The organism is Numidum massiliense (genome assembly GCF_001375555.1).
Lineage (GTDB): Bacteria > Bacillota > Bacilli > Thermoactinomycetales > Novibacillaceae > Numidum > Numidum massiliense.
Window position 1 is genome coordinate 2079648 of sequence record NZ_CTDZ01000009.1, and the last position, 18021, is coordinate 2097668.

An 18021-nucleotide genomic window follows, 5' to 3' on the forward strand; every position below is an offset into this window, starting at 1 on the left:
GTACTTTCCCCAGCTGCTTTGCTTTTTACCCTAGCGGAGAATACGTGCGCTCTTACCGTGTACGTATTAACACTCCAAAAGGGGTACTACCCTTATTCACTATATTATCTTACCACCGCCCGAGATCATACTGATTTATACGCGCCATATGTTATACATGCAACTTTGAAAATCGTTTATTAAAGACCCAACAATGAACCAAAGTTTCGCAATAACATCATTGCCACTAAACCAGTTATGACGGTGGCTAATAAACTGCGTGAAATAAATGCAACGACAAACGCGGGTAGTGCGGCTATTAACCCCTGTGGCGATGGCGCGAAAGACCCATTCGACACGAGCAGCTCCTGTGCCAACAGCGCGGACATGACGGCAATCGGTATATGGTTCAGCCAGCGCATCCCCCACTCGGGCAACTCAATTTTACTTAACACAATGAGCGGTAGTACTCGCGGAATGAGCGTAACGACTGACACCCCAAGTAGCATCAAGAAAAAACTCCATCTCACTTCCAATTTAACGCCATCCTCCCAACTCCCGTTGTTTTAATTCCCTAGTCGGTGTTCTAATCCCTAGCCGCTATTTTAATCCTTGCCCGCCTTGGGCACTTGTCGTATTGTCAGAAGCCAGAAGCTTGACCCGTCCGCCTCCTCTCGCTCCACACCCCGATACTTGCAGCGACGACGGTAGCCATTAACACGCCGGCACTTTCAGACACAAACACCGATCCGACAATAACCATCGCCACCGCGCTCACTGCCACGACGAGATCGACGCCAAACTGGGAACGCTCCGTCAACTGCAGCATTAAGAGGCCGATAAACATCGCTGGCAACGCAAAGTCGAGACCGAACTTCTCGGGCGAAGTGATCCACTGGCCAAAAACTCCTCCGGCGAGGTTAGCGAGCAACCAATTCAAGTAAGCCGTTAGATTAAGTCCAAACATCCAGTACACGTTGCCGTTCTGCTTACCGGACAGTTCCGCGGCAGCGACACCGAACGTTTCGTCCGTTAATTGCGAACCGATTAAGACGTTTTTCCACACAGGCAAATGGCGAAAGTAGGGCGCAAGCGCTGCACTCATTAACAAATGGCGCAAGTTGACAAAAAACACCGTGAAGATAATGGCGGTCGTCGGATTGCCAGCTGCCAGCATTCCAGCAGCGATAAACTGCGCCGAGCCAGCATACAAAAGTAAGGACATTAACGCAATTTCCGCCAAGGACATGCCTGCTGTTTTTTCGACGACACCAGCTGCGAACCCGATGCTCAAATAACCTAAAACGGTCGGTAAGCAATCTTTCACGCCTTGTATGAAACTACCGTCGCCTTTAACGACTGACGGATTTGCTAACTGTATCTCTTTTTTGCTCATCATTCCTCCACCCAAGCCCGTACACTATATTTTTCCTGCTCTGCCCATCTATATCGTGATCACTCATTTGCCAACCGATCGTCGATTGCTCTATCACACTTGGCGATAGGCTGTTAACTGTAACAGCAAGTGTCCAAAAATTATGTGCTGTTAGTCGGAGCGCTTCCCCGTCACAACGTGAACGAGATCGGGATTATTTCGCCATAGGGCGTCCAATTTCTCTGATCCAAACTGTGCGGTAATTTCTTCGATCATAATATCGTGTCGGATGTATTCTGTTGCGACGAGTACGAGCGCCGGATCGTATGTTTTGACCGCCCAGCTCGTCGTTTTATCCGAAAAGTTGGCGATCAACACCTCTTCTCCATCGCGGGCGACAATCGTTAAGTGACCCGCTGTCCGCGCTTTGACGACCTCTGGCGTCATGTAATCGTGGTGGAATGTCACCCCGATTTCTGTATCCGGTGCCCCGAAAAGCACCGAAAACACATGAACCCCTTCTCTTTCGCTAAGATGACGCGCGACTGCCTCTTTTACGATCGGCACTTGCGGTTCCCAGATTGACAACCATAATTCCTTTTCAGCGCGGCTGATAATGTCCGCCATTTCGTGTAAGACGAGGTCGTCACTGCGAATGTGCCAGATGGTGTCCATCTCCCGCTCTTGCTGCAATTTCGGCAGCGTTTGCTCTAAAAATGAAAACGACCGCTCAAATTGATCCCTTAGCCGCCCGATTAAGTCTTCGGCGGGTAGCGGCGAGTACGTGACCGGTTCGGAAGGCACGAGGTGGACAGCGCCTTTGTCCATCAGCTTCCCCATTACCTCGTAAATCATCGAGCGCGGTACACCAGAACGTTTGCTTATTTCGTAACCTGTCACCGGATGGCCCTTCAACAGGCCGATATAAGCTTTGCACTCGTACTGCGAAAAACCGAGCTTTTGCAGTGCTTTAAAAATTTCTTCCATCGCTCACCCATCCGCTCATTAGTTATCGATTGCTCTTACACTTAGGCGCTTGTTGTTTTTTCCTTTACTTTTTACAGCAGTAATTTCCATGCGCCCAATTTCTGCTGTTCGCCCCACGTGCGTTCCTCCGCACGCTTGTTCGTCGACGGAGTCGATCGCGACGAGGCGGATCTGCTTGACCGAAGGCGGAAGCAAACTGACAACGGTCTTAATCATGCCGGGAGTTTTTTCTGCTTCCGCACGGCACTAACTACGTGAATCCTGTCGTAGAAAAACGGTTCAGCCTTAAGCGAACCGCGAATGATTATTCGGACTCTTTTATAAGAAAATGGGTTTCGAAGATGGAGCTTCTAGGAAGAAACTCATACATCTAATCGGGTTGCCCAGAAACCAGTCACTTAGTAGTTAGATTACTACTTACTATAGCTAACCACTTACAGAAAGTCAAGATAAAATAATCTGTGAAGACGGATTGTCCGCTCGATTCTCTCTTATTAATTTCTGGAGGTCGCTGCAATTGTTTGACTTGCGCTAGCCGCGGAAAGAATAGTGAAAAAATTTTAGGTGTTAAAATACCGCTGGCGAGTGAATAGATCATTTGTTTCAATTAAGGCCGTTTTATGGTATTCTTTTGGCGTACAGTTTAGGAGATTGAGGTGTTTTATGAATAAAGGTATGAAAGTCGTTGGAGAATGGCTCGCCGCGTTGTCATTCGCTGTCGTTTTAGCTATCGTTATCGGAATCTTTATCGTGCAACCTTCAATCGTATCCGGACACTCCATGGATCCGACACTGGAAAACGGGCAACGTATATACGTTTCGAAACTATCCCATACATTCAACTATGTGCCCGATTACGGTGACATCGTCATCATAGATAGTCGTGTCGATCGAAAGCGTTCGCTTGCCGACGATTTGTTCGAACACCCGCTGTTTATGTTACTCGGCCTCGGGAATAAGGAAGATCAATATGTGTATGTTAAGCGGGTAATCGGCAAGCCTGGTGACATTTTGGAATTTAAAAATAATCAAGTGTATCGTAACGGCGACCCGTTAGACGAACCGTACATTATGGAAACGATGGCCACCGACGATCGCGTGTTCAACGTTCCGGAAGGGCATGTGTTCGTCTTAGGTGACAATCGAAATGAAAGTGCAGATAGCCGTGAATTAGGCTACATTCCACTGAGCCATATCCTCGGAAAAAAAATATCGTGGAACTAACAGCTTACCATACAATAATTGGCCGGGGCTCAGCGACAACATCGATTAACTGAAGTGTATAAACGCCGCGCGAATGCACATGCTTAAAACTGTTAACTGTTAACGATCTGAACAAGGAGGTTTCACCTTTATGGCTCAGCAAAACCAACAACAGCAACAACAGTTGCAGCAGACGATTCAGGCGGCACAACAAGCGATTCAGCAGGCGCAAACGAGTGCCAATCCAGCACAAATTCAGCAGGCGCAGCAGCAATTGCAACAAGCACAGCAACAACTACAGCAAGTGCAGCAGTCGGCGCAAGCCGATGCCCAGCAGTTACAGCAGCTGCAAAGCGTCCAGCAAGACTTGCAACAGGCGCAGCAGCAACTACAACAAGCACAACAAAATAATTACCAATAGCACAGAGCGCGGGGAGAGCCTTGGAAGGCTTCCCCTTTTTTTTGAACAAAATTTAACGAAGTAGCAAATATGGCCCTAAATAGAACGCGCCGTATGGTAGGAGTGAAATAATAAAAAATGGACAAAAAAACGTACTATATCGCTGTCGGCAGCGGCACAATTCTCGAAGATCAAGCAGATGGGGCATTCGATTTCGAAATTGAAGCGACACCTAAGGAAATCGAACAGCTCCAAAAGTTGTTTACGGAACAATTTGCAACAGATTGGCAGTCATTTCTACGTGCACACATTCCGATTAAGCCGTATAGCGAAGACAAGCCGAACGACGCATACGATGAAAACTTGCACAATGTGTACCGAGCGATTTACCAATTAGGCACGCCGCGTACAAAGCAGTTTATCGAAGAACACGGTTTACTAACTTTAACGGACGACGCACACAGCATTTAAGCGAACAAGTGACGGTCAGCCCGACCTAAACGCCGCGAACCCACTCTGCCTATTCACCACTTTTTTTATTTCCTGCGGGATACTCACCCTTACAAACCCCTGTCCTCGAACATAATGTAAAGGGATCTCACAAAAGGAGGATACACCTTTAGTGCTCACTTGCAGGAGGGGGGTGAATATGGTGGGCTACGACGGAATGATGGGTTTCTGTCATGAGCACATCGGAAAGCCTGTGCAAATGCAATTTAAAGATGGTACCGTCATGGATGGCGTCATTCACGAAGTTCACGATGACGGGATCATGTTTGCGCCGATGGGAGACGGCGCGATATGGATGAAGGGCGGTAAAAAAGGTAAAACTGCTCACGCCATCGGTGACGCTAACAATTCCTCGCCACGGACAAAAACCGTCCAGTTCTTTTTTGCCCCGTTCTTTGTTCCGTTTGCAGCGATTGCGGCGTTTTCACTCGCTTGGTGGTGGTGGTAATTCTTAAATTTCTTCCAACTCGCCGCAATCGGCCCCGCAACTAGCGGGGCCATGTTCTCGCCTATTACCAAAATTAATCGCACACGTCATTAATCGAACAACGTCGCTTGTTCTGGATTTTGTAAGAAGGAAAACATTTGTTCAATTTGTGACTGAGTCACCCGTCTCGTCGACAGCGGCGGTAACGTTTCTACGGAAAAAAACTGCACATCGCTCGTCTCGGTCGTGTCGCGCGTTGCCAACTCCGTAATCTCACACAAGATGAACAGCTTATAGGCGTGATAAATCGACGGCGGGTGCGCGTGTTTCTGCTGATCGAACACCGCCAGCAACTTTACAGGCGTAACGACGTAACCCGCTTCCTCTCTAATTTCCTTTACGACAACTTCTGACGGCGATTGTCCGACGTCAGCCCAACCGCCGGGCAATGACCAAAAGCCATCCGTCCGTTCTTTAACGAACAAGAGCTGATCGTTTTGAAATACGACACCGCGCACGTCAATTTTCGGTGTCGCATAACCGGTACCACTCGCAAACGACTTAGCGATTTTTTCCGGGGCGGTCTGAGTGAGTGCCGCCATCATTTCCACACTCATTTGACGCAGCGCCGTAAACCGTTCAATGTCAAATACGTCTTTGGAATACGTAAGTCCGTTTTGACTGATCGCTTGAATGCGTTTGGCCCACTCGAGCCATTTGTTCGTCATCGTTAAGACCCCACTTTTTCGTTTACTTATAGATAGACGCAGGAAAACATGAGCTCTTGTACATCTTTTACAAAACTACTAACCGAGTCTCACTGTACACGTGCCGAGCGTCTCTGTTCCCCAGCACAAGTCTAAGTGATCCCCGTCCGCGACTGGCCCAACTCCTGCGGGAGTCCCCGTAAAAATAATGTCACCCCTTCCTAAGCCGAAATGTTCCGCAGTAAAAGCAATAATGTGTTGTAAATCGAACAACATTTCCCCGATGTTTCCTTTTTGTACTTGTTCACCGTTTTTGTAAAGAGAGAAGTCTGTCTGCTCGCATGATACGATGCTAGGAAACGACCGGAACGTCGTGATCGCTGCCGAATTCGGGAAACCTTTCGCCAAGAGCCACGGGTGCCCTTTCTTTTTCAATTTACTTTGCACGTCGCGCAGTGTAAAATCGATACCGAGCGCCATCTCGTCGACGACGTCTTCCACTGCCAAGCCTTCTGTGTACGGTTTTGCAATATGTACGACGAACTCGATTTCGTGGTGCACTTCCCCCCGCTTCCCGGGAAGCGTAATCTCCCTACCGTCTGCGCGCACGAGGGCGTGCGTCGGTTTGGAGAACAAAAACGGCTCCTTTGGTACCTCGTTCCCTAATTCCGCCGCATGTAGGGCGTAGTTTCGCCCGACACAATATATGTTACCAATGTCCATATTTGCGCTCCCCTTTTCACTTTTTGACTAAATCATAACATCTTTTCCCCATTTCCAGTACATTTTTTTGTACGCGCATGCTATCATTTTGTAGTAATGTGTGTGTCACTTTTTGTTTGGGGGGACTTATGTGAATCGATTACGCGTACATCTTGCGAACACGGCAGCTAAATTTGTCAAGTGGATACTGCGCATCTCTGGCAAAAAAGGAACGACCTTGCCCGGTAAAGTCGCCCTTTCCATCTGCCCGACGATCCTCGCCTATTACGGTGAAAAACTACAAGGAAACGTCGTCCTCATTACGGGAACGAACGGCAAAACGACGACGAGTAACTTACTGACTCAATTTTTGCGTGCTGACGGGCGCAACGTTATTTCAAACAGTCTCGGCGCCAACCTGATCCAAGGGATTGTGTCAGCACTCATCGACGGTTACGATAAAAGCAAGCCGGGGCAAACGGCGGTCATCGAAGTGGACGAAGCGACAATTTCTAAAGTGATCGAACCGCTGCAGCCGTGCGCCGTGCTCGTGACGAACTTTTTTAGCGACCAATTAGATCGCTTCGGCACGGTGGAAACGGTCGTAAAATTTGTCGAGGACGCCTTAAACAAGGCTCCCCTTCACACCCGAATCGTGCTCAATGCGGACGACCCTCTCGTGTCTTCCATCGCTCCGCAAAAGCAGAACGTCACGTGGTACGGCGTGAACTCTAGCACCCTCCCCTCCTCCGACGCGCGGGAAGGAGCGGACGGGAAGTACTGTCGCAAGTGCGGGACCGAGCTCGCGTACACGCGCTACCATTACGGCCAACTCGGTTTTTATCGTTGCCACGGTTGCGGGTTTAAACGTGCCAAACCAGACTTTGCTGTCGATCACGTCCGTTTGCACGAGGGCGGTATCCAGTTTTCGTTCAACGGACAAACGGGGTTTATTAGCTCCCCGAGCCTTTACAACGTCTATAATGCATCTGCCGCACTTACCGCGGCGCACTTTCTCGGAGTCAACCGCGACGTGCTCAGCGAACAAATAACATCCTTATCTACCGGTTTAGGGCGCATGGAACGGTTAAATGCTTCCGGTAAGCCGGTTCTGTTGACACTCGTGAAAAACACGACCGGATGTAACCAAGTCCTTACTGCATTACAGCAAGATGAGCACCCTTCATACTTAGTCGTCGTGTTAAACGACCGCGCCGCGGACGGAACCGACATTTCGTGGATCGAACAGACGAATTTTGAAAAACTGCGCACATTCTCCCGCCTCGAACGCATTTGGGCCACAGGAACGCGCGCGGCCGATATGGGTACGCGCTTAGAGAAAGCGGAACTCGGTCGTTTGACGAAAGTCGTAGACGGTGACGCGTTGTCCGCTGTCGACCAGGCACTCACGGCATTACCAGACGGCTACCAACTTTACATCTTGTCGACGTATACGTCCCTGTACGCGATTAGGGACCATTTGCTAGCCCAAGAACGCGTGCCGGCTGAAGGGTAAAAGACCTGCGTGTACAAAAATGCACGTCCGTCTATTGACGCGAATGTCTTTTACTTGTAAATTAGAAAAACCCTCCCTCGTCCGGAGGGTTTTTCTAATGATATCGGATGTTTCGCTCACGTCTTGGACAGTGCTATATAAGAAGTACCTAAAAAAGGAGAGGATATTTCATGACTGCCACCGCAACCCGCGAAGCACTGCTCGACGACATTCGCCACATCTTACAGAGCGACGATCCGGCGACCGCCCTACTCGAGCGCGTCGAATCGTTACAGCCGTATGACTTAGACGAAATCTTACAAGAGCTGACGTTAGATGAACAACTGACGTTCTTAAGCGCGTTACCGTTTTCGCTAGCCGCGGAGACGTTAGAATACGCTGAACCGGAACGGCAGTACCAAATTTTACACCACTTAAACGTCTCCATTACCTCACGACTTTTACGGCACATGTCAAGCGATACGGTCGTCGACATGCTCCTATCGCTTCACCCGCTGCAACAGGCGCGGCTATTAGACTTGCTACCGGACGACTACCGCCAAAAAATTGATACGTTAATGACGTTCCCCGAAGACACGGCCGGCAGTTTGGCCACGGTCGAGTACATTTCTGCTCGCGTCTCCTGGACCGTGGAACAGGCGCTTAGCCACGTACGCAAAGTCGGTCACGAAGCAGAACTCATTTCCTATATTTACGTCATCAATGTGTATGGGGAACTCGTCGGTGTCGTCTCGTTAAAAGATGCCATTCTCGCGCCGCCAGACACGCGTCTAAGAGATATCGTCACGAGCGATGTCATTTCCGTAAGCGCCCACTTACCTCAGGAAGATGCCGCCGACATTCTCACCCGCTACGACTTCGTCGCCCTCCCCGTCGTCAGTGAGCAGCGGTTAATCGGCATTATTACCGTCGACGACTTGATTGACGTCATTCATGAGGAGGCGACGGAAGACATCCAAAAATTAGGCGGCAGCCAGCCGCTGTCCGAATCGTATTTTAAAACACCGATCTGGGTGTTATTCCGCAAACGGATCGTCTGGCTCGTTTTTTTGTTCGTCGCTGCCGCATACACGGGCACGATCATGCACTACTTCGAAGACGTCCTATCGCAAATGGTGTCGCTGTCGTTTTTTATTCCACTGTTGATCGGCACGGGAGGAAATACCGGCTCACAGACGGTGAGTACGCTCGTACGCGCCTTAGCCGTCGGCGAGGTGACCTTCCAAGATATGTTTCGCGTCCTAGCGCGAGAAATAGCGACCGGTTTGTTGTTAGGCCTCGCTCTAGGGGCGATCGCTTACGTCCGCGCCGCGATGCTCGGGGTCGACTTCAAAGTGGGGGCCGTCGTCTCCTTAACCGCGTTTGCGATCGTCATTTGGGCCTCGATCGTTGCCGCTGTTTTGCCGCTCATTTTACATCGTTTAAAAATGGATCCCGCCGTCGTTTCTGCGCCCCTTATTACGACCCTCGTCGACGGTACGGGACTCATTTTGTACTTTACGATTGCGCGGCTCATCTTGAACCTGTAACACTGCCGAAATAATTGACCGGACCGCGTTTTATTGATACAACTATTGGGGAGTAGCATTCGCAAACTATTGGAGGGAACGACACTTAAATGTTTTGGTTTATCGTCATTACGATCGGCCTCATCCTGCTGGCCTTTATCATTTTGCGAGTCGGATACATATGGCTGAACACTTGGGTTAGGAAGCCGGATGCCGACTACGTGCTTAAGTTTATTCAAGAAAACCCGGAGCGCTCCTCACTGTCAGTCGTCCGGAACGGCGAAGTGGTCGCCGCCTTACAGGACAACTTCTTACGCCCGCTCGCCAGTACGGTAAAAACGATCCTCGGCATCGAATACGCCAAGCAGGCGGCCAGTGGCGCCATCGATCCCGCGGAACGCGTCGCCTTAGACGATCTTACCGCGTTTTACGTCCCAAATACCGACGGCGGCGCACACGGCGCCTGGCTTAGAAGCATCGAGGAAGGCGGCTTAGTTACTCATGGACGTGTCGCATTAGCTGAAGTCGCTAAAGGAATGCTCGCGTACAGCTCGAACGCAAACACTGAATATTTAATGATGCGCTTAGGCCTCGACCGCATAAACGCTAACTTAGAATCGCTACAATTATCGAGGCACGAACCGTTGTACCCGTTTGTGTCGAGCCTTTTCATCCCTTACGAACTGTGGCAGCGTTTAGGGACAGACTTGCCGAAAAAAGAAGCGCTCGATCGCGTCAAAAAGCAACTTCATCAAATGACGCCCAATGACTTCGCCGCCGAAGCGGAAGCGATCCACGAAAAACTGAAAAACGATCGCGACGGGTCGTACAAAAAAACCGCTGCGCTCAGTGAGTGGTTCGACAACGAGTTTGATCGGCTTCACTCGGTAAAATTTACGAAAGCGACAACGGCGGAATACGTGTCACTGATGCAAAAATTAAATAGCCGTACATATTTCCCGCCCGACGTTCAGTCCCACCTCGATACGATATTCGAGTGGCCGATGCAGCAAGAGAATAACGCCGAACAGTACCGTCACCTCGGCGGCAAGGGGGGCTCGACCGCGTACATGCTAACACAAGCACTCTATGCGGAAGACAACGCGGGGAATAAAACAGAGCTCGCCGTCTTCTTTTACGACATTTTAGGTTATGAGACCTCCAAACTGAAGCATAGTATCGATGCCTTTCTAAAAAAGGTGCTCATCGACGAGACGTTTCGCGGCCAATTGCGAGGATGAGATAGGCATAACCATCGACGCGTTGAGCGCAGAAGCGATTCGCGAGCGGGATCTCGTTTAAGTTGGCTAGCGGCCCTGACACATTGCTTTTTTGCTACGTTTTATTGGTCGACATCGACCGTGCCGTGCCGATTGTACGTCGCCAGCGAAATGCGGGCGACGTCTTTTTCCGTTAGGCCATACGCTTGCAATTGTACAAACAGCCAGTCGCGGTCTTTGTTCAAGTACCGCAAGTTAGGAGCGACAATATCCCCGTCGACGATGAGCGGAAGTGGAATGAACGTATGTTCAGGGACGACCGTCAACTGCTCGCCTGCTGTCGGTTGCACATCGCGCACCTGGAGCGGGCGGGCATGCGCTTTCGGAATGACGCTGACCTTCCCGGACAACTCCATCGTCGCCATTTCGACGTCGTGCACGTCAACATACCCTTTTACCCGCAGCTCTTTCAACAAATCTTCGACGGTTAAGCGGGCGCGGCGTAGCCCGTTCATGTCGATATCGCCGCCCTTCACGAGCACATTCGGCTTTCCTAACACCCACCGTTTCACTGGATTCATTAAGCGCAAGCGAGAAAAAGCGATAAAAAAGAGCGCGACGGCGAGCGAATAGTACGAAGCAATGCCTAAGCGCTTCGTCACGATCGGTTCCGTTACAGTCGTCCCGAGAATGAGCACGACGATTAAATCGAACGCGTCCATTTCCGCAACCGCTCGCCTCCCCATCCAGCGCAACAGCACGGCTCCGACGAAGACGACAACGAACGGCGTCCATACGTAGCGAAAAAAAATATCCATCCACACTCACCCATCCCTGTGCGCCACTTTTGCAGAGCGATCTTTAATAATGATCCTTAGTAAAAATAATTCCCCTAATGCGTGGAATTATTTTGCCACATGACAGAGGGGGGAGTACGCGCACGCATTCGACAAACGAGCACATGTGCGCGTGAATGTGCGAGTGAAGCGTAAAATCGCGCGAATGAGCATCTTTACATGCGGTTTGCGTCATACTAACAGGCGGATAATAACTGTTTGAACGGGTACGAGCTTGCAAGCCTTAAGAAAGAGGTGGCGACGATGAAACGACCATTGCTTACTCGATTAACGATACTTCATATAACACTTCTCATGTCATTAACATTTTACTTAAGCGCTTGCGGCCCAGCCACTCCCACCGACATTTCCGCTAAACTCGCCCGCGCGGAACAGATCATCCGGGAAAAGTCGTGGCAAGAAGCGGCAGATGTCGTGAAAAACATCGACGACGATTGGACGTACGTGCGCGCCGCCTACAAACCGAGCGACGCGCACCGTTTCGAGGAACTGTGCCTCCAGCTCAGCCTCGCCGTCGAAGGGGGGAGCCCCACCTCGATGTCCCTCTGGCAAAAGCTTAGCACCACGTGGAAACAGATGAATCTGCCTCCTTCTGCGAAAGTGCCTTAGTCCATATAAATGTTCCGATCGACGCCATTACCTTAAAGTGAGGCAAAGCTCAAGCCGTCTTCGACTCCCCAGCAGGCACTTTCACTCTCGCCAAGAAAAACCACCCGATCACGATAAAAACGAGTAGCGATGCGACAGCAAAACGGTTGCCGAGCGCCGCTGCATGACGCGGAAACATCGCCGTGACGGCACCCCACACGAGCGGTCCGAGAACGGCAGACATGCGCCCGGAAATGGCGTACAACCCGAAAAACTCCCCTTGCTTCTCTACCGGACTGAGCTCGACGAGTAACTTGCGACTGACGACTGATGCTGAGCCCATCCCGATGCCCGCCAAAATCCCCGTGATCCAAAACATGCTCACCGTGAAACTAAAGGCACCGACGACGAGTGCGACCGTCCACAGTGCTAGCACGATGTACAGCGCCTTCTTCGAGCCGATCCAGTCCGACACGAGCCCGAGGACGAAGGAACCGACGATCGCGAAGGACGTCGAGCCGATCAAAAACAAGGTGAGTTCGCCAGCCGTAAAGCCGATGACCCGCGTCGCATAAATAGACATAAAGGCGACGACTGTATTGACAGCGTCCATATAAAAGAAATAAGCGATAAGAAACAGAAACACACTGCGGTAATTCGTCTTCGCTTCTTTAATCGTTTGCATGACGCGCCGATAGGCAGCAGCGACTGTCCGCTTCTGCTGCGAGGCTGCTTCGACGACCGGCTTCACTTTATCTTTGCCGAAAATAAAAAGTGGCAGCGCAAATAGAAGGAACAGGAGCGCTGTCGGCACAAAGGCGTTGGCGTTGACGTCCTCCCCCTGTCCTGCAGGCAAAAGCAGCAGCAAATCATTTAGCCACTGCGGCGTATTTCCCTTCACAAACGGCTGTACAACGATTAAGCCAGTGACCGTCCCGCAGTAACTGACGGCAATCCCCCAACCGGAAATGCGTCCCAACTCTTCCTTTGCCCCTAGATCGGGCAACATCGAATTGTAAAAAACGATTGATGCATTATAACAGACGTTACAGACGACAAAAATAATGAGACCGAACATCAAATAAAGCGACAAATTACTTCCTTGCGCAAATACGGTCGTCGCCAATAAGCCGAGTACGATCATTAAGGCGATACAGGCCAGTCCGAACAGGCGGACATACGGCACCTTCTTTTGCCGCCAATCAATGAGCACTCCGAGAAGCGGTGAAAGTAAGACGACAATAATCATGGAAACGGAGACGGCGAGACTGTAATATATGTCCGGCGCGCCGTTCGTTTCTGTCACCCACAACGAAAAATAACGAGAGATGATGTTCATTGAAAAAATAGTAGCGCCGAAATCGTACAATGCCCACGTCATGACTGGTACGGAAAACAACAGGGCGATGTTGCGTTTAAAATTGCTGCCAGGCGATTTCTGTTGACCTGGCGGTGCGACTTGAGCCATAGCCTTTCCCCTTTCTATCCTCTGTGTATTATGTATTCACAATGATAAGGGGAAAATCCTGCTTTTTTACCCAACCTTTACAAAAGAATAATATACATGCCCCCTAACCTTCCGCGTATTGTTCCCCCTGTCAAAAGAGACACGAAAACCTTTGAATGTAGACCTGTCCTAAAAAAATAAAAAAGACCCCTGAGCGGAGTCTTTAACTGCTTAGTATGGTGCATGGTATAGGGGATGGATTGACAAATCAGTCTTCTTTCGACTTCGGAGTCGAAAGAGTGTACAAATAAGCAAGTTTTTGCTCTAAATTGTCGAGAATTTCGCGTCCAACTTCCCGCGTGATTAAGCCCGCGCGTACGGCAAAATCAATTTCCCGCGAGAGGCCAAACATTTGCGTATCCAACACATCTTCGTACAGTGGGCAAGACGGCAAGGTCAAATTGTCCAATTGTACTGAAATCAAGTGGTGAATTTTGTTGGCATCTTCCTGGAGAAGCTTTAACGCTAAATGATGTAAATCTGTTTGAGCTGCGGTTGTCAAAGGTATATCCCTCCATCCCAACAAATAACGAAATATATCACACCGTGACACCCGTTTTCCACAGTTAGATTTACTCCCAGTTTATCATGAACGTCGACGCTTTGCAAAACGACCTCAGCACACACGTGTAAGTCTGAGGTCAGCCTTTGCCTAAGCGCAGCCTCTGTCTAAGCTTAGTCTTCCAATTCGCGCAGTAGCTTTTCAAATGTTTTGTTCCGCGAGTCTTTCCGGTCCCCCCGGCGCAACTCTTCGATGAGTGCAGTGGCACGTTCCCCGTGACCGAAGATGTTAGCGATCGCTTCCTCGGTCATTACTGGATCTAATTGTAACGCTTTTTTCCACATGGATTCCACTTTGTCATAGTCGCCTGCAGTCCAGTAAATAATTCCCAATTGAAAGTAAGCCGCGGCGTTCTCTGGATCGATGCGTACGACTTCCTCGTACATCGCTTGCGCCTGTTCAAACCTTTGCTCCCGTAAGAACTGCTCCGCTTTCCAAGAGAGGTGCGTCGGATCTTGCTGCACTTCCTCGTTGCCGTAAACGAACACGCCATACATACCGACGACGAGTACGAGCGCCGCGAGTAGTCGCCACACAGGCCGATGTTGTTTGCGCGGCAAGCTGATCGCGAGCGCTGCCAAATAACCACCGAGCAAGCCACCGATATGTCCATAATTATCAATCGACGGCGTTACAAATCCGATGACTAAGTTTAAAATAAGAAAAAAGATAATGTCGCGTCCTAATGTGCGGAAAAACAACTTCGGGTAAAGCTGCCCGAAAACGAGCATCGCCCCGAAACAGCCAAATATAGCGCCCGACGCACCAGCCGAGATATTGCTCGTAAACGCAAAGCTAGCGAGCGAGCCGCTAATGCCGGCTAACAAGTAAATGGCCAGAAAGCGCCAGCTACCGTAAATACGTTCCACTGCACTGCCGATGAAGTAGAGCGCCATACTGTTAAATAAAAAGTGTAAATGTCCTAAATGCAAGAAAATCGGCGTCACGAGTCGCCACCATTCACCTTCGGCAATGAGAGAGTTAAACTTAACGCCAAAATTGATCAACGTCTCTCTATTGTCGACTCCGCCGTTTAATAACACTAAACCGTAAACGATCGCATTGACAATTAACAGCAACCACGTGAATAACGGTTTACCGTGACGGAATACGGAGAGCATTTTTTGTTCGCGCTCTCGCTCAGTATTGTGAATTTGCAACCGAATCTCTCGCAAGTCGGTCACTTCACGGGCCGCCGCCATACTACCCTGCAAAGCGGGTAGCGCTACACCCCAGCGTTCGAGTGAACTTACTCCTCCTACGCACGTTCCCTGCTCCAAATTGAAAAAGAGCGTTTGGAGTGTAAACGGCGCACGTTCAGGTGCTGCACTCGCCGCACGCGCGCGTTCCACCATCTCGTCAGAAGGACTCTCCGGTAGCACGTAAATATTTACTGCTTCAAGTGCAGTCCGAGCACGCCGCGCCAGTTGCTGAAAACGGTGTTTGCTCTCCATCACATCGCGTTCCACGACTTGGGCCCAGTAACTTTCGAGCGGAACTAAGCGCAAATAAAGAACTTTCTTGTGTCGTTCAGAGACGAGGTGAAGCGCCTTCGCGTAAGGCTCGTCACCTTGTCCACTCGTATCATCTTTTTCGATATAAAAAAGCGAACATTGGTTGTCGTGCACGAGCTTCTTCGCCATTAACCAGATCGCCGATTGTAAATGGGACGATTGCATACAGTTATCTCCTCATAAAACTCATAAAATCACTCATTCTCTTATCATATCAGATATGGCACACTGACAACAGTCCTCGCCTACCGAGCGGATGTATGCTTTCATTTCCTTATTACGACAGGTTACTATGAGAAAGTCTATGAGAAAGTACATGAGAAAGTCCTCGTTACTATGAGAACGTCCACGAATAATATTGAATAACCTCAAATAAAAACGAGGCGTTCCAAAGGTTGGAACGCCATTCATTCGTACGTTTATTATTCATACGCCTTAAATAGCTATCGGATCAATAACGAGGGTTAGTCACGCGGAATACCCGCTGTCACCTCATACCATCGCCCTCACTGTCGCTAAAGATTCGATACAATCGTCACACACCATCTTCCCCTTGTACGGTTCGACTCGGTCGGCACTGCCGCAAAAAATGCAGGATGGACTATATTTCTTGAGCACAATCTTGTCGCCGTCGACGAATATTTCTAATGGGTCTTTAACGTTAATTAGCATTGTCCGCCGTAACTCGATCGGTAGCACGATTCTCCCAAGCTCGTCGACCTTCCTCACAATTCCCGTTGCTTTCACATTTCCTTCCTCCTTATGCTCTTTTTTCTTTTCTCTTCTTCCTATACCACAAAATGGTGTGAAAAAAACCACATTTATGCAAAAGAGAAGATTTTTTTTCGTGCGCGCATCGCGCAAACCTTGGGAGATGCACTTGTAATATTTGGTGGAATCGGTAATTGCTTTTTATTTTTAGAAACAGCAGGAATTTCCCCCCCGACCGCGAATAGTTATCAAAGGCATTTAATTTCATTAACATCTTTAGTGCGAGGTGATAGTATGACGATGAAGGACTGGGAAAAAATAATCGATTCGATTAACGGAGTCGTTTGGGGTCCGGCTATGCTGGTCTTACTCGTTGGCACAGGTATTTTTCTAACGTTTCGACTAGGATTTTTGCAAATTTCTCAACTGCCTTATGCGTTAAAACTCGCTTTTAGCCGCAAGCAAGATAAACAATCTACAGGAGATATTTCTCACTTTCAGGCGTTAATGACGGCGCTTGCGGCGACGATTGGAACCGGTAACATCGCTGGTGTGGCCACTGCTGTCGTCGTCGGTGGACCTGGGGCAATTTTTTGGATGTGGATCACAGCCGTTTTCGGCATGGCGACGAAGTACGGTGAGGCGATTCTCGCCGTAAAATACCGTGTGACGAACCAACGAGGGGAAATGTCCGGCGGTCCGATGTATTACATCGAACGCGGTCTAAAGGAAAAGTGGGGCTTTAGTTGGAAGTGGCTGGCAATTTTGTTCGCATTGTTTGGCTCACTCGCTGCCTTCGGCATCGGCAGCCTCGTGCAATCGAACTCTGTCGCTGAAGCTCTTCACGACTACTACGGAGTCAATCGCTGGGTCACTGGTGTGACTCTCGCCGTGCTTACTGGTTTAGTCATCCTCGGCGGCATTAAAAGTATCGGCCGCGTCACGAGTTATATCGTCCCGTTTATGGCGGTCTTTTACATTATCGGCGGAATGATTATTATTTTTACTAATATCACGCATGTCCCTGACGCCTTTGCCTTAATCTTTAAGGAAGCGTTTACCGGGGCATCTGTCTCTGGCGGATTAATCGGCACCGTCATCCAACAAGGGGTGGCGCGAGGGCTCTTCTCCAACGAAGCCGGCCTCGGGTCCGCGCCGATCGCCGCTGCCGCTGCGAAAACGGATCACCCTGGGCGGCAAGCGCTCGTCTCGATGACCGGTACGTTTCTCGACACGATTGTCGTCTGTACGTTTACCGGTTTGTCCCTCGTCATGGCTGGTAACTGGATCGGGGCAGATAAAGGAAAAGGGGCTGCGCTCACGGTTGAAGCGTTTAGCAGTTTTTTGCCCTACGTCGGTGGATTCATCGTGACGGTCGGTTTAATTTTCTTCGCCTATTCCACCGTCCTCGGATGGTCCTATTACGGCGAGAAGTGTTTTTCTTACCTGTTCGGGGACAGCTCCATTACCTTCTATCGGACAGTCTTCGTTTTCACGACATTTGTCGGCGCCGTACTGTCGCTGAAAGTTGTGTGGGGCTTTGCCGATCTGTTTAACGGACTGATGGCTATTCCTAACTTGATCGGCTTGCTACTCCTGTCGTCGGTGATCGCTTCGGAGTCGCGCGACTTCGCCGCACTCCGCCGCAAGGAAAAGCTGGCTGGGCGGGCGACGACAACAGAGACGACAGTCGACCAGTAACGCAAAAAGGAAAATTGCAGAGAAAGCCGTAAGAAAGGTTATAAGGA

Annotated in this window: 20 protein-coding genes; 9 read left to right on the top strand and 11 right to left on the bottom strand. The window is 49.8% G+C overall.

Going from position 1 to position 18021, the window contains the following annotated elements; all coding sequences use genetic code 11:
• Positions 1-179: 179 nt before the first annotated feature.
• The 4 genes from BN1247_RS10050 to BN1247_RS10065 form a co-directional block, all read right to left on the bottom strand.
• The gene (locus tag BN1247_RS10050) at positions 180-515 is read right to left on the bottom strand and encodes an AzlD domain-containing protein (RefSeq protein ID WP_054950264.1); all 336 of its coding nucleotides are present in this window, start codon (positions 513-515) and stop codon (positions 180-182) included.
• A 104-nt stretch (positions 516-619) separates the two neighbouring features.
• The gene (locus BN1247_RS10055) at positions 620-1375 is read right to left on the bottom strand and encodes an AzlC family ABC transporter permease (RefSeq protein ID WP_054950265.1); all 756 of its coding nucleotides are present in this window, start codon (positions 1373-1375) and stop codon (positions 620-622) included.
• Positions 1376-1525: 150 nt separating this feature from the next.
• A complete protein-coding gene (locus BN1247_RS10060) occupies positions 1526-2341 on the bottom strand; it encodes a TrmB family transcriptional regulator (RefSeq protein ID WP_054950266.1) in 816 nt (271 codons plus the stop codon).
• Between the two features lie 18 nt (positions 2342-2359).
• Positions 2360-2557 (bottom strand): alanyl-tRNA editing protein, encoded by a 198-nt coding sequence (locus BN1247_RS10065; protein WP_054950267.1) that lies wholly within the window; start codon positions 2555-2557, stop codon positions 2360-2362.
• Between the two features lie 447 nt (positions 2558-3004).
• Here BN1247_RS10065 and lepB point away from each other — a divergent pair, with 447 nt between their 5' ends.
• The 4 genes from lepB to BN1247_RS10085 all read left to right on the top strand — a co-directional run bounded on the left by lepB (position 3005) and on the right by BN1247_RS10085 (position 4902).
• Positions 3005-3565, top strand: a complete 561-nt coding sequence (gene lepB / locus BN1247_RS10070) for a signal peptidase I (protein WP_054950268.1) — start codon at positions 3005-3007, stop codon at positions 3563-3565.
• 130 nt (positions 3566-3695) lie between these two features.
• Complete coding sequence (locus BN1247_RS10075) at positions 3696-3965, top strand: hypothetical protein (protein ID WP_054950269.1); 270 nt, start codon at positions 3696-3698, stop codon at positions 3963-3965.
• Positions 3966-4082: 117 nt separating this feature from the next.
• A complete protein-coding gene (locus tag BN1247_RS10080; RefSeq protein ID WP_054950270.1) occupies positions 4083-4415 on the top strand; it encodes a hypothetical protein in 333 nt (110 codons plus the stop codon).
• 181 nt (positions 4416-4596) lie between these two features.
• The gene (locus BN1247_RS10085; RefSeq protein WP_187119764.1) at positions 4597-4902 is read left to right on the top strand and encodes a hypothetical protein; all 306 of its coding nucleotides are present in this window, start codon (positions 4597-4599) and stop codon (positions 4900-4902) included.
• An 89-nt stretch (positions 4903-4991) separates the two neighbouring features.
• On the opposite strand, the gene BN1247_RS10090 is transcribed toward BN1247_RS10085, so the two are convergent.
• Together BN1247_RS10090 and BN1247_RS10095 are read right to left on the bottom strand one after the other, a co-directional pair.
• Complete coding sequence (locus BN1247_RS10090; RefSeq protein ID WP_054950272.1) at positions 4992-5609, bottom strand: NUDIX hydrolase; 618 nt, start codon at positions 5607-5609, stop codon at positions 4992-4994.
• Between the two features lie 78 nt (positions 5610-5687).
• Positions 5688-6311 (bottom strand): fumarylacetoacetate hydrolase family protein, encoded by a 624-nt coding sequence (locus tag BN1247_RS10095; protein WP_054950273.1) that lies wholly within the window; start codon positions 6309-6311, stop codon positions 5688-5690.
• Between the two features lie 130 nt (positions 6312-6441).
• Between BN1247_RS10095 and BN1247_RS10100 the strand changes: the two genes are divergently transcribed.
• The 3 genes from BN1247_RS10100 to BN1247_RS10110 all read left to right on the top strand — a co-directional run bounded on the left by BN1247_RS10100 (position 6442) and on the right by BN1247_RS10110 (position 10555).
• Positions 6442-7806: a MurT ligase domain-containing protein gene (locus BN1247_RS10100; protein WP_074011116.1), complete on the top strand. Its 1365-nt coding sequence runs from the start codon at positions 6442-6444 to the stop codon at positions 7804-7806.
• Positions 7807-7976: 170 nt separating this feature from the next.
• Entirely contained in the window at positions 7977-9335 is a 1359-nt protein-coding gene (gene mgtE, locus BN1247_RS10105) for a magnesium transporter (protein WP_054950274.1), read from the top strand.
• Positions 9336-9424: 89 nt separating this feature from the next.
• Positions 9425-10555: a serine hydrolase gene (locus BN1247_RS10110; RefSeq protein ID WP_054950275.1), complete on the top strand. Its 1131-nt coding sequence runs from the start codon at positions 9425-9427 to the stop codon at positions 10553-10555.
• Positions 10556-10656: 101 nt separating this feature from the next.
• Here BN1247_RS10110 and BN1247_RS10115 read toward each other — a convergent pair whose 3' ends face one another.
• Entirely contained in the window at positions 10657-11352 is a 696-nt protein-coding gene (locus tag BN1247_RS10115) for a DUF421 domain-containing protein (RefSeq protein WP_054950276.1), read from the bottom strand.
• 333 nt (positions 11353-11685) lie between these two features.
• Here BN1247_RS10115 and BN1247_RS10120 point away from each other — a divergent pair, with 333 nt between their 5' ends.
• A complete protein-coding gene (locus BN1247_RS10120; RefSeq protein WP_187119765.1) occupies positions 11686-12000 on the top strand; it encodes a hypothetical protein in 315 nt (104 codons plus the stop codon).
• 49 nt (positions 12001-12049) lie between these two features.
• On the opposite strand, the gene BN1247_RS10125 is transcribed toward BN1247_RS10120, so the two are convergent.
• The 4 genes from BN1247_RS10125 to BN1247_RS10140 form a co-directional block, all read right to left on the bottom strand.
• Complete coding sequence (locus BN1247_RS10125; protein WP_054950278.1) at positions 12050-13447, bottom strand: MFS transporter; 1398 nt, start codon at positions 13445-13447, stop codon at positions 12050-12052.
• Between the two features lie 247 nt (positions 13448-13694).
• On the bottom strand, positions 13695-13988 hold the full coding sequence (locus BN1247_RS10130; protein ID WP_054950279.1) for an Fpa/YlaN family protein: 294 nt from the start codon (positions 13986-13988) through the stop codon (positions 13695-13697).
• A 173-nt stretch (positions 13989-14161) separates the two neighbouring features.
• Positions 14162-15727 (bottom strand): rhomboid family protein, encoded by a 1566-nt coding sequence (locus BN1247_RS10135; protein WP_054950280.1) that lies wholly within the window; start codon positions 15725-15727, stop codon positions 14162-14164.
• A gap of 327 nt (positions 15728-16054) precedes the next feature.
• Positions 16055-16309 carry an AbrB/MazE/SpoVT family DNA-binding domain-containing protein gene (locus BN1247_RS10140; protein ID WP_054950281.1) on the bottom strand — a complete coding sequence of 85 codons (255 nt, stop codon included), beginning with the start codon at positions 16307-16309 and terminating at the stop codon, positions 16055-16057.
• A 264-nt stretch (positions 16310-16573) separates the two neighbouring features.
• On the opposite strand from BN1247_RS10140, the gene BN1247_RS10145 reads away from it, so the two are divergent.
• Positions 16574-17974, top strand: coding sequence for an alanine/glycine:cation symporter family protein (locus tag BN1247_RS10145; RefSeq protein WP_054950282.1), 1401 nt, complete (start codon positions 16574-16576; stop codon positions 17972-17974).
• The last annotated feature ends 47 nt before the right edge of the window (positions 17975-18021 follow it).

Coding starts and splice junctions, on each gene's coding strand:
- mgtE (WP_054950274.1), top strand. CDS start 7,977: ATGACTGCCACCGCAACCCGCGAAGCACTGCTCGACGACATTCGCCAC.
- BN1247_RS10120 (WP_187119765.1), top strand. CDS start 11,686: ATGTCATTAACATTTTACTTAAGCGCTTGCGGCCCAGCCACTCCCACC.
- BN1247_RS10145 (WP_054950282.1), top strand. CDS start 16,574: ATGAAGGACTGGGAAAAAATAATCGATTCGATTAACGGAGTCGTTTGG.
- BN1247_RS10110 (WP_054950275.1), top strand. CDS start 9,425: ATGTTTTGGTTTATCGTCATTACGATCGGCCTCATCCTGCTGGCCTTT.
- BN1247_RS10095 (WP_054950273.1), bottom strand. CDS start 6,311: ATGGACATTGGTAACATATATTGTGTCGGGCGAAACTACGCCCTACAT.
- BN1247_RS10055 (WP_054950265.1), bottom strand. CDS start 1,375: ATGAGCAAAAAAGAGATACAGTTAGCAAATCCGTCAGTCGTTAAAGGC.
- BN1247_RS10065 (WP_054950267.1), bottom strand. CDS start 2,557: ATGATTAAGACCGTTGTCAGTTTGCTTCCGCCTTCGGTCAAGCAGATC.
- BN1247_RS10060 (WP_054950266.1), bottom strand. CDS start 2,341: ATGGAAGAAATTTTTAAAGCACTGCAAAAGCTCGGTTTTTCGCAGTAC.
- BN1247_RS10075 (WP_054950269.1), top strand. CDS start 3,696: ATGGCTCAGCAAAACCAACAACAGCAACAACAGTTGCAGCAGACGATT.
- BN1247_RS10135 (WP_054950280.1), bottom strand. CDS start 15,727: ATGCAATCGTCCCATTTACAATCGGCGATCTGGTTAATGGCGAAGAAG.
- BN1247_RS10125 (WP_054950278.1), bottom strand. CDS start 13,447: ATGGCTCAAGTCGCACCGCCAGGTCAACAGAAATCGCCTGGCAGCAAT.
- BN1247_RS10115 (WP_054950276.1), bottom strand. CDS start 11,352: ATGGATATTTTTTTTCGCTACGTATGGACGCCGTTCGTTGTCGTCTTC.
- BN1247_RS10080 (WP_054950270.1), top strand. CDS start 4,083: ATGGACAAAAAAACGTACTATATCGCTGTCGGCAGCGGCACAATTCTC.
- BN1247_RS10090 (WP_054950272.1), bottom strand. CDS start 5,609: ATGACGAACAAATGGCTCGAGTGGGCCAAACGCATTCAAGCGATCAGT.
- lepB (WP_054950268.1), top strand. CDS start 3,005: ATGAATAAAGGTATGAAAGTCGTTGGAGAATGGCTCGCCGCGTTGTCA.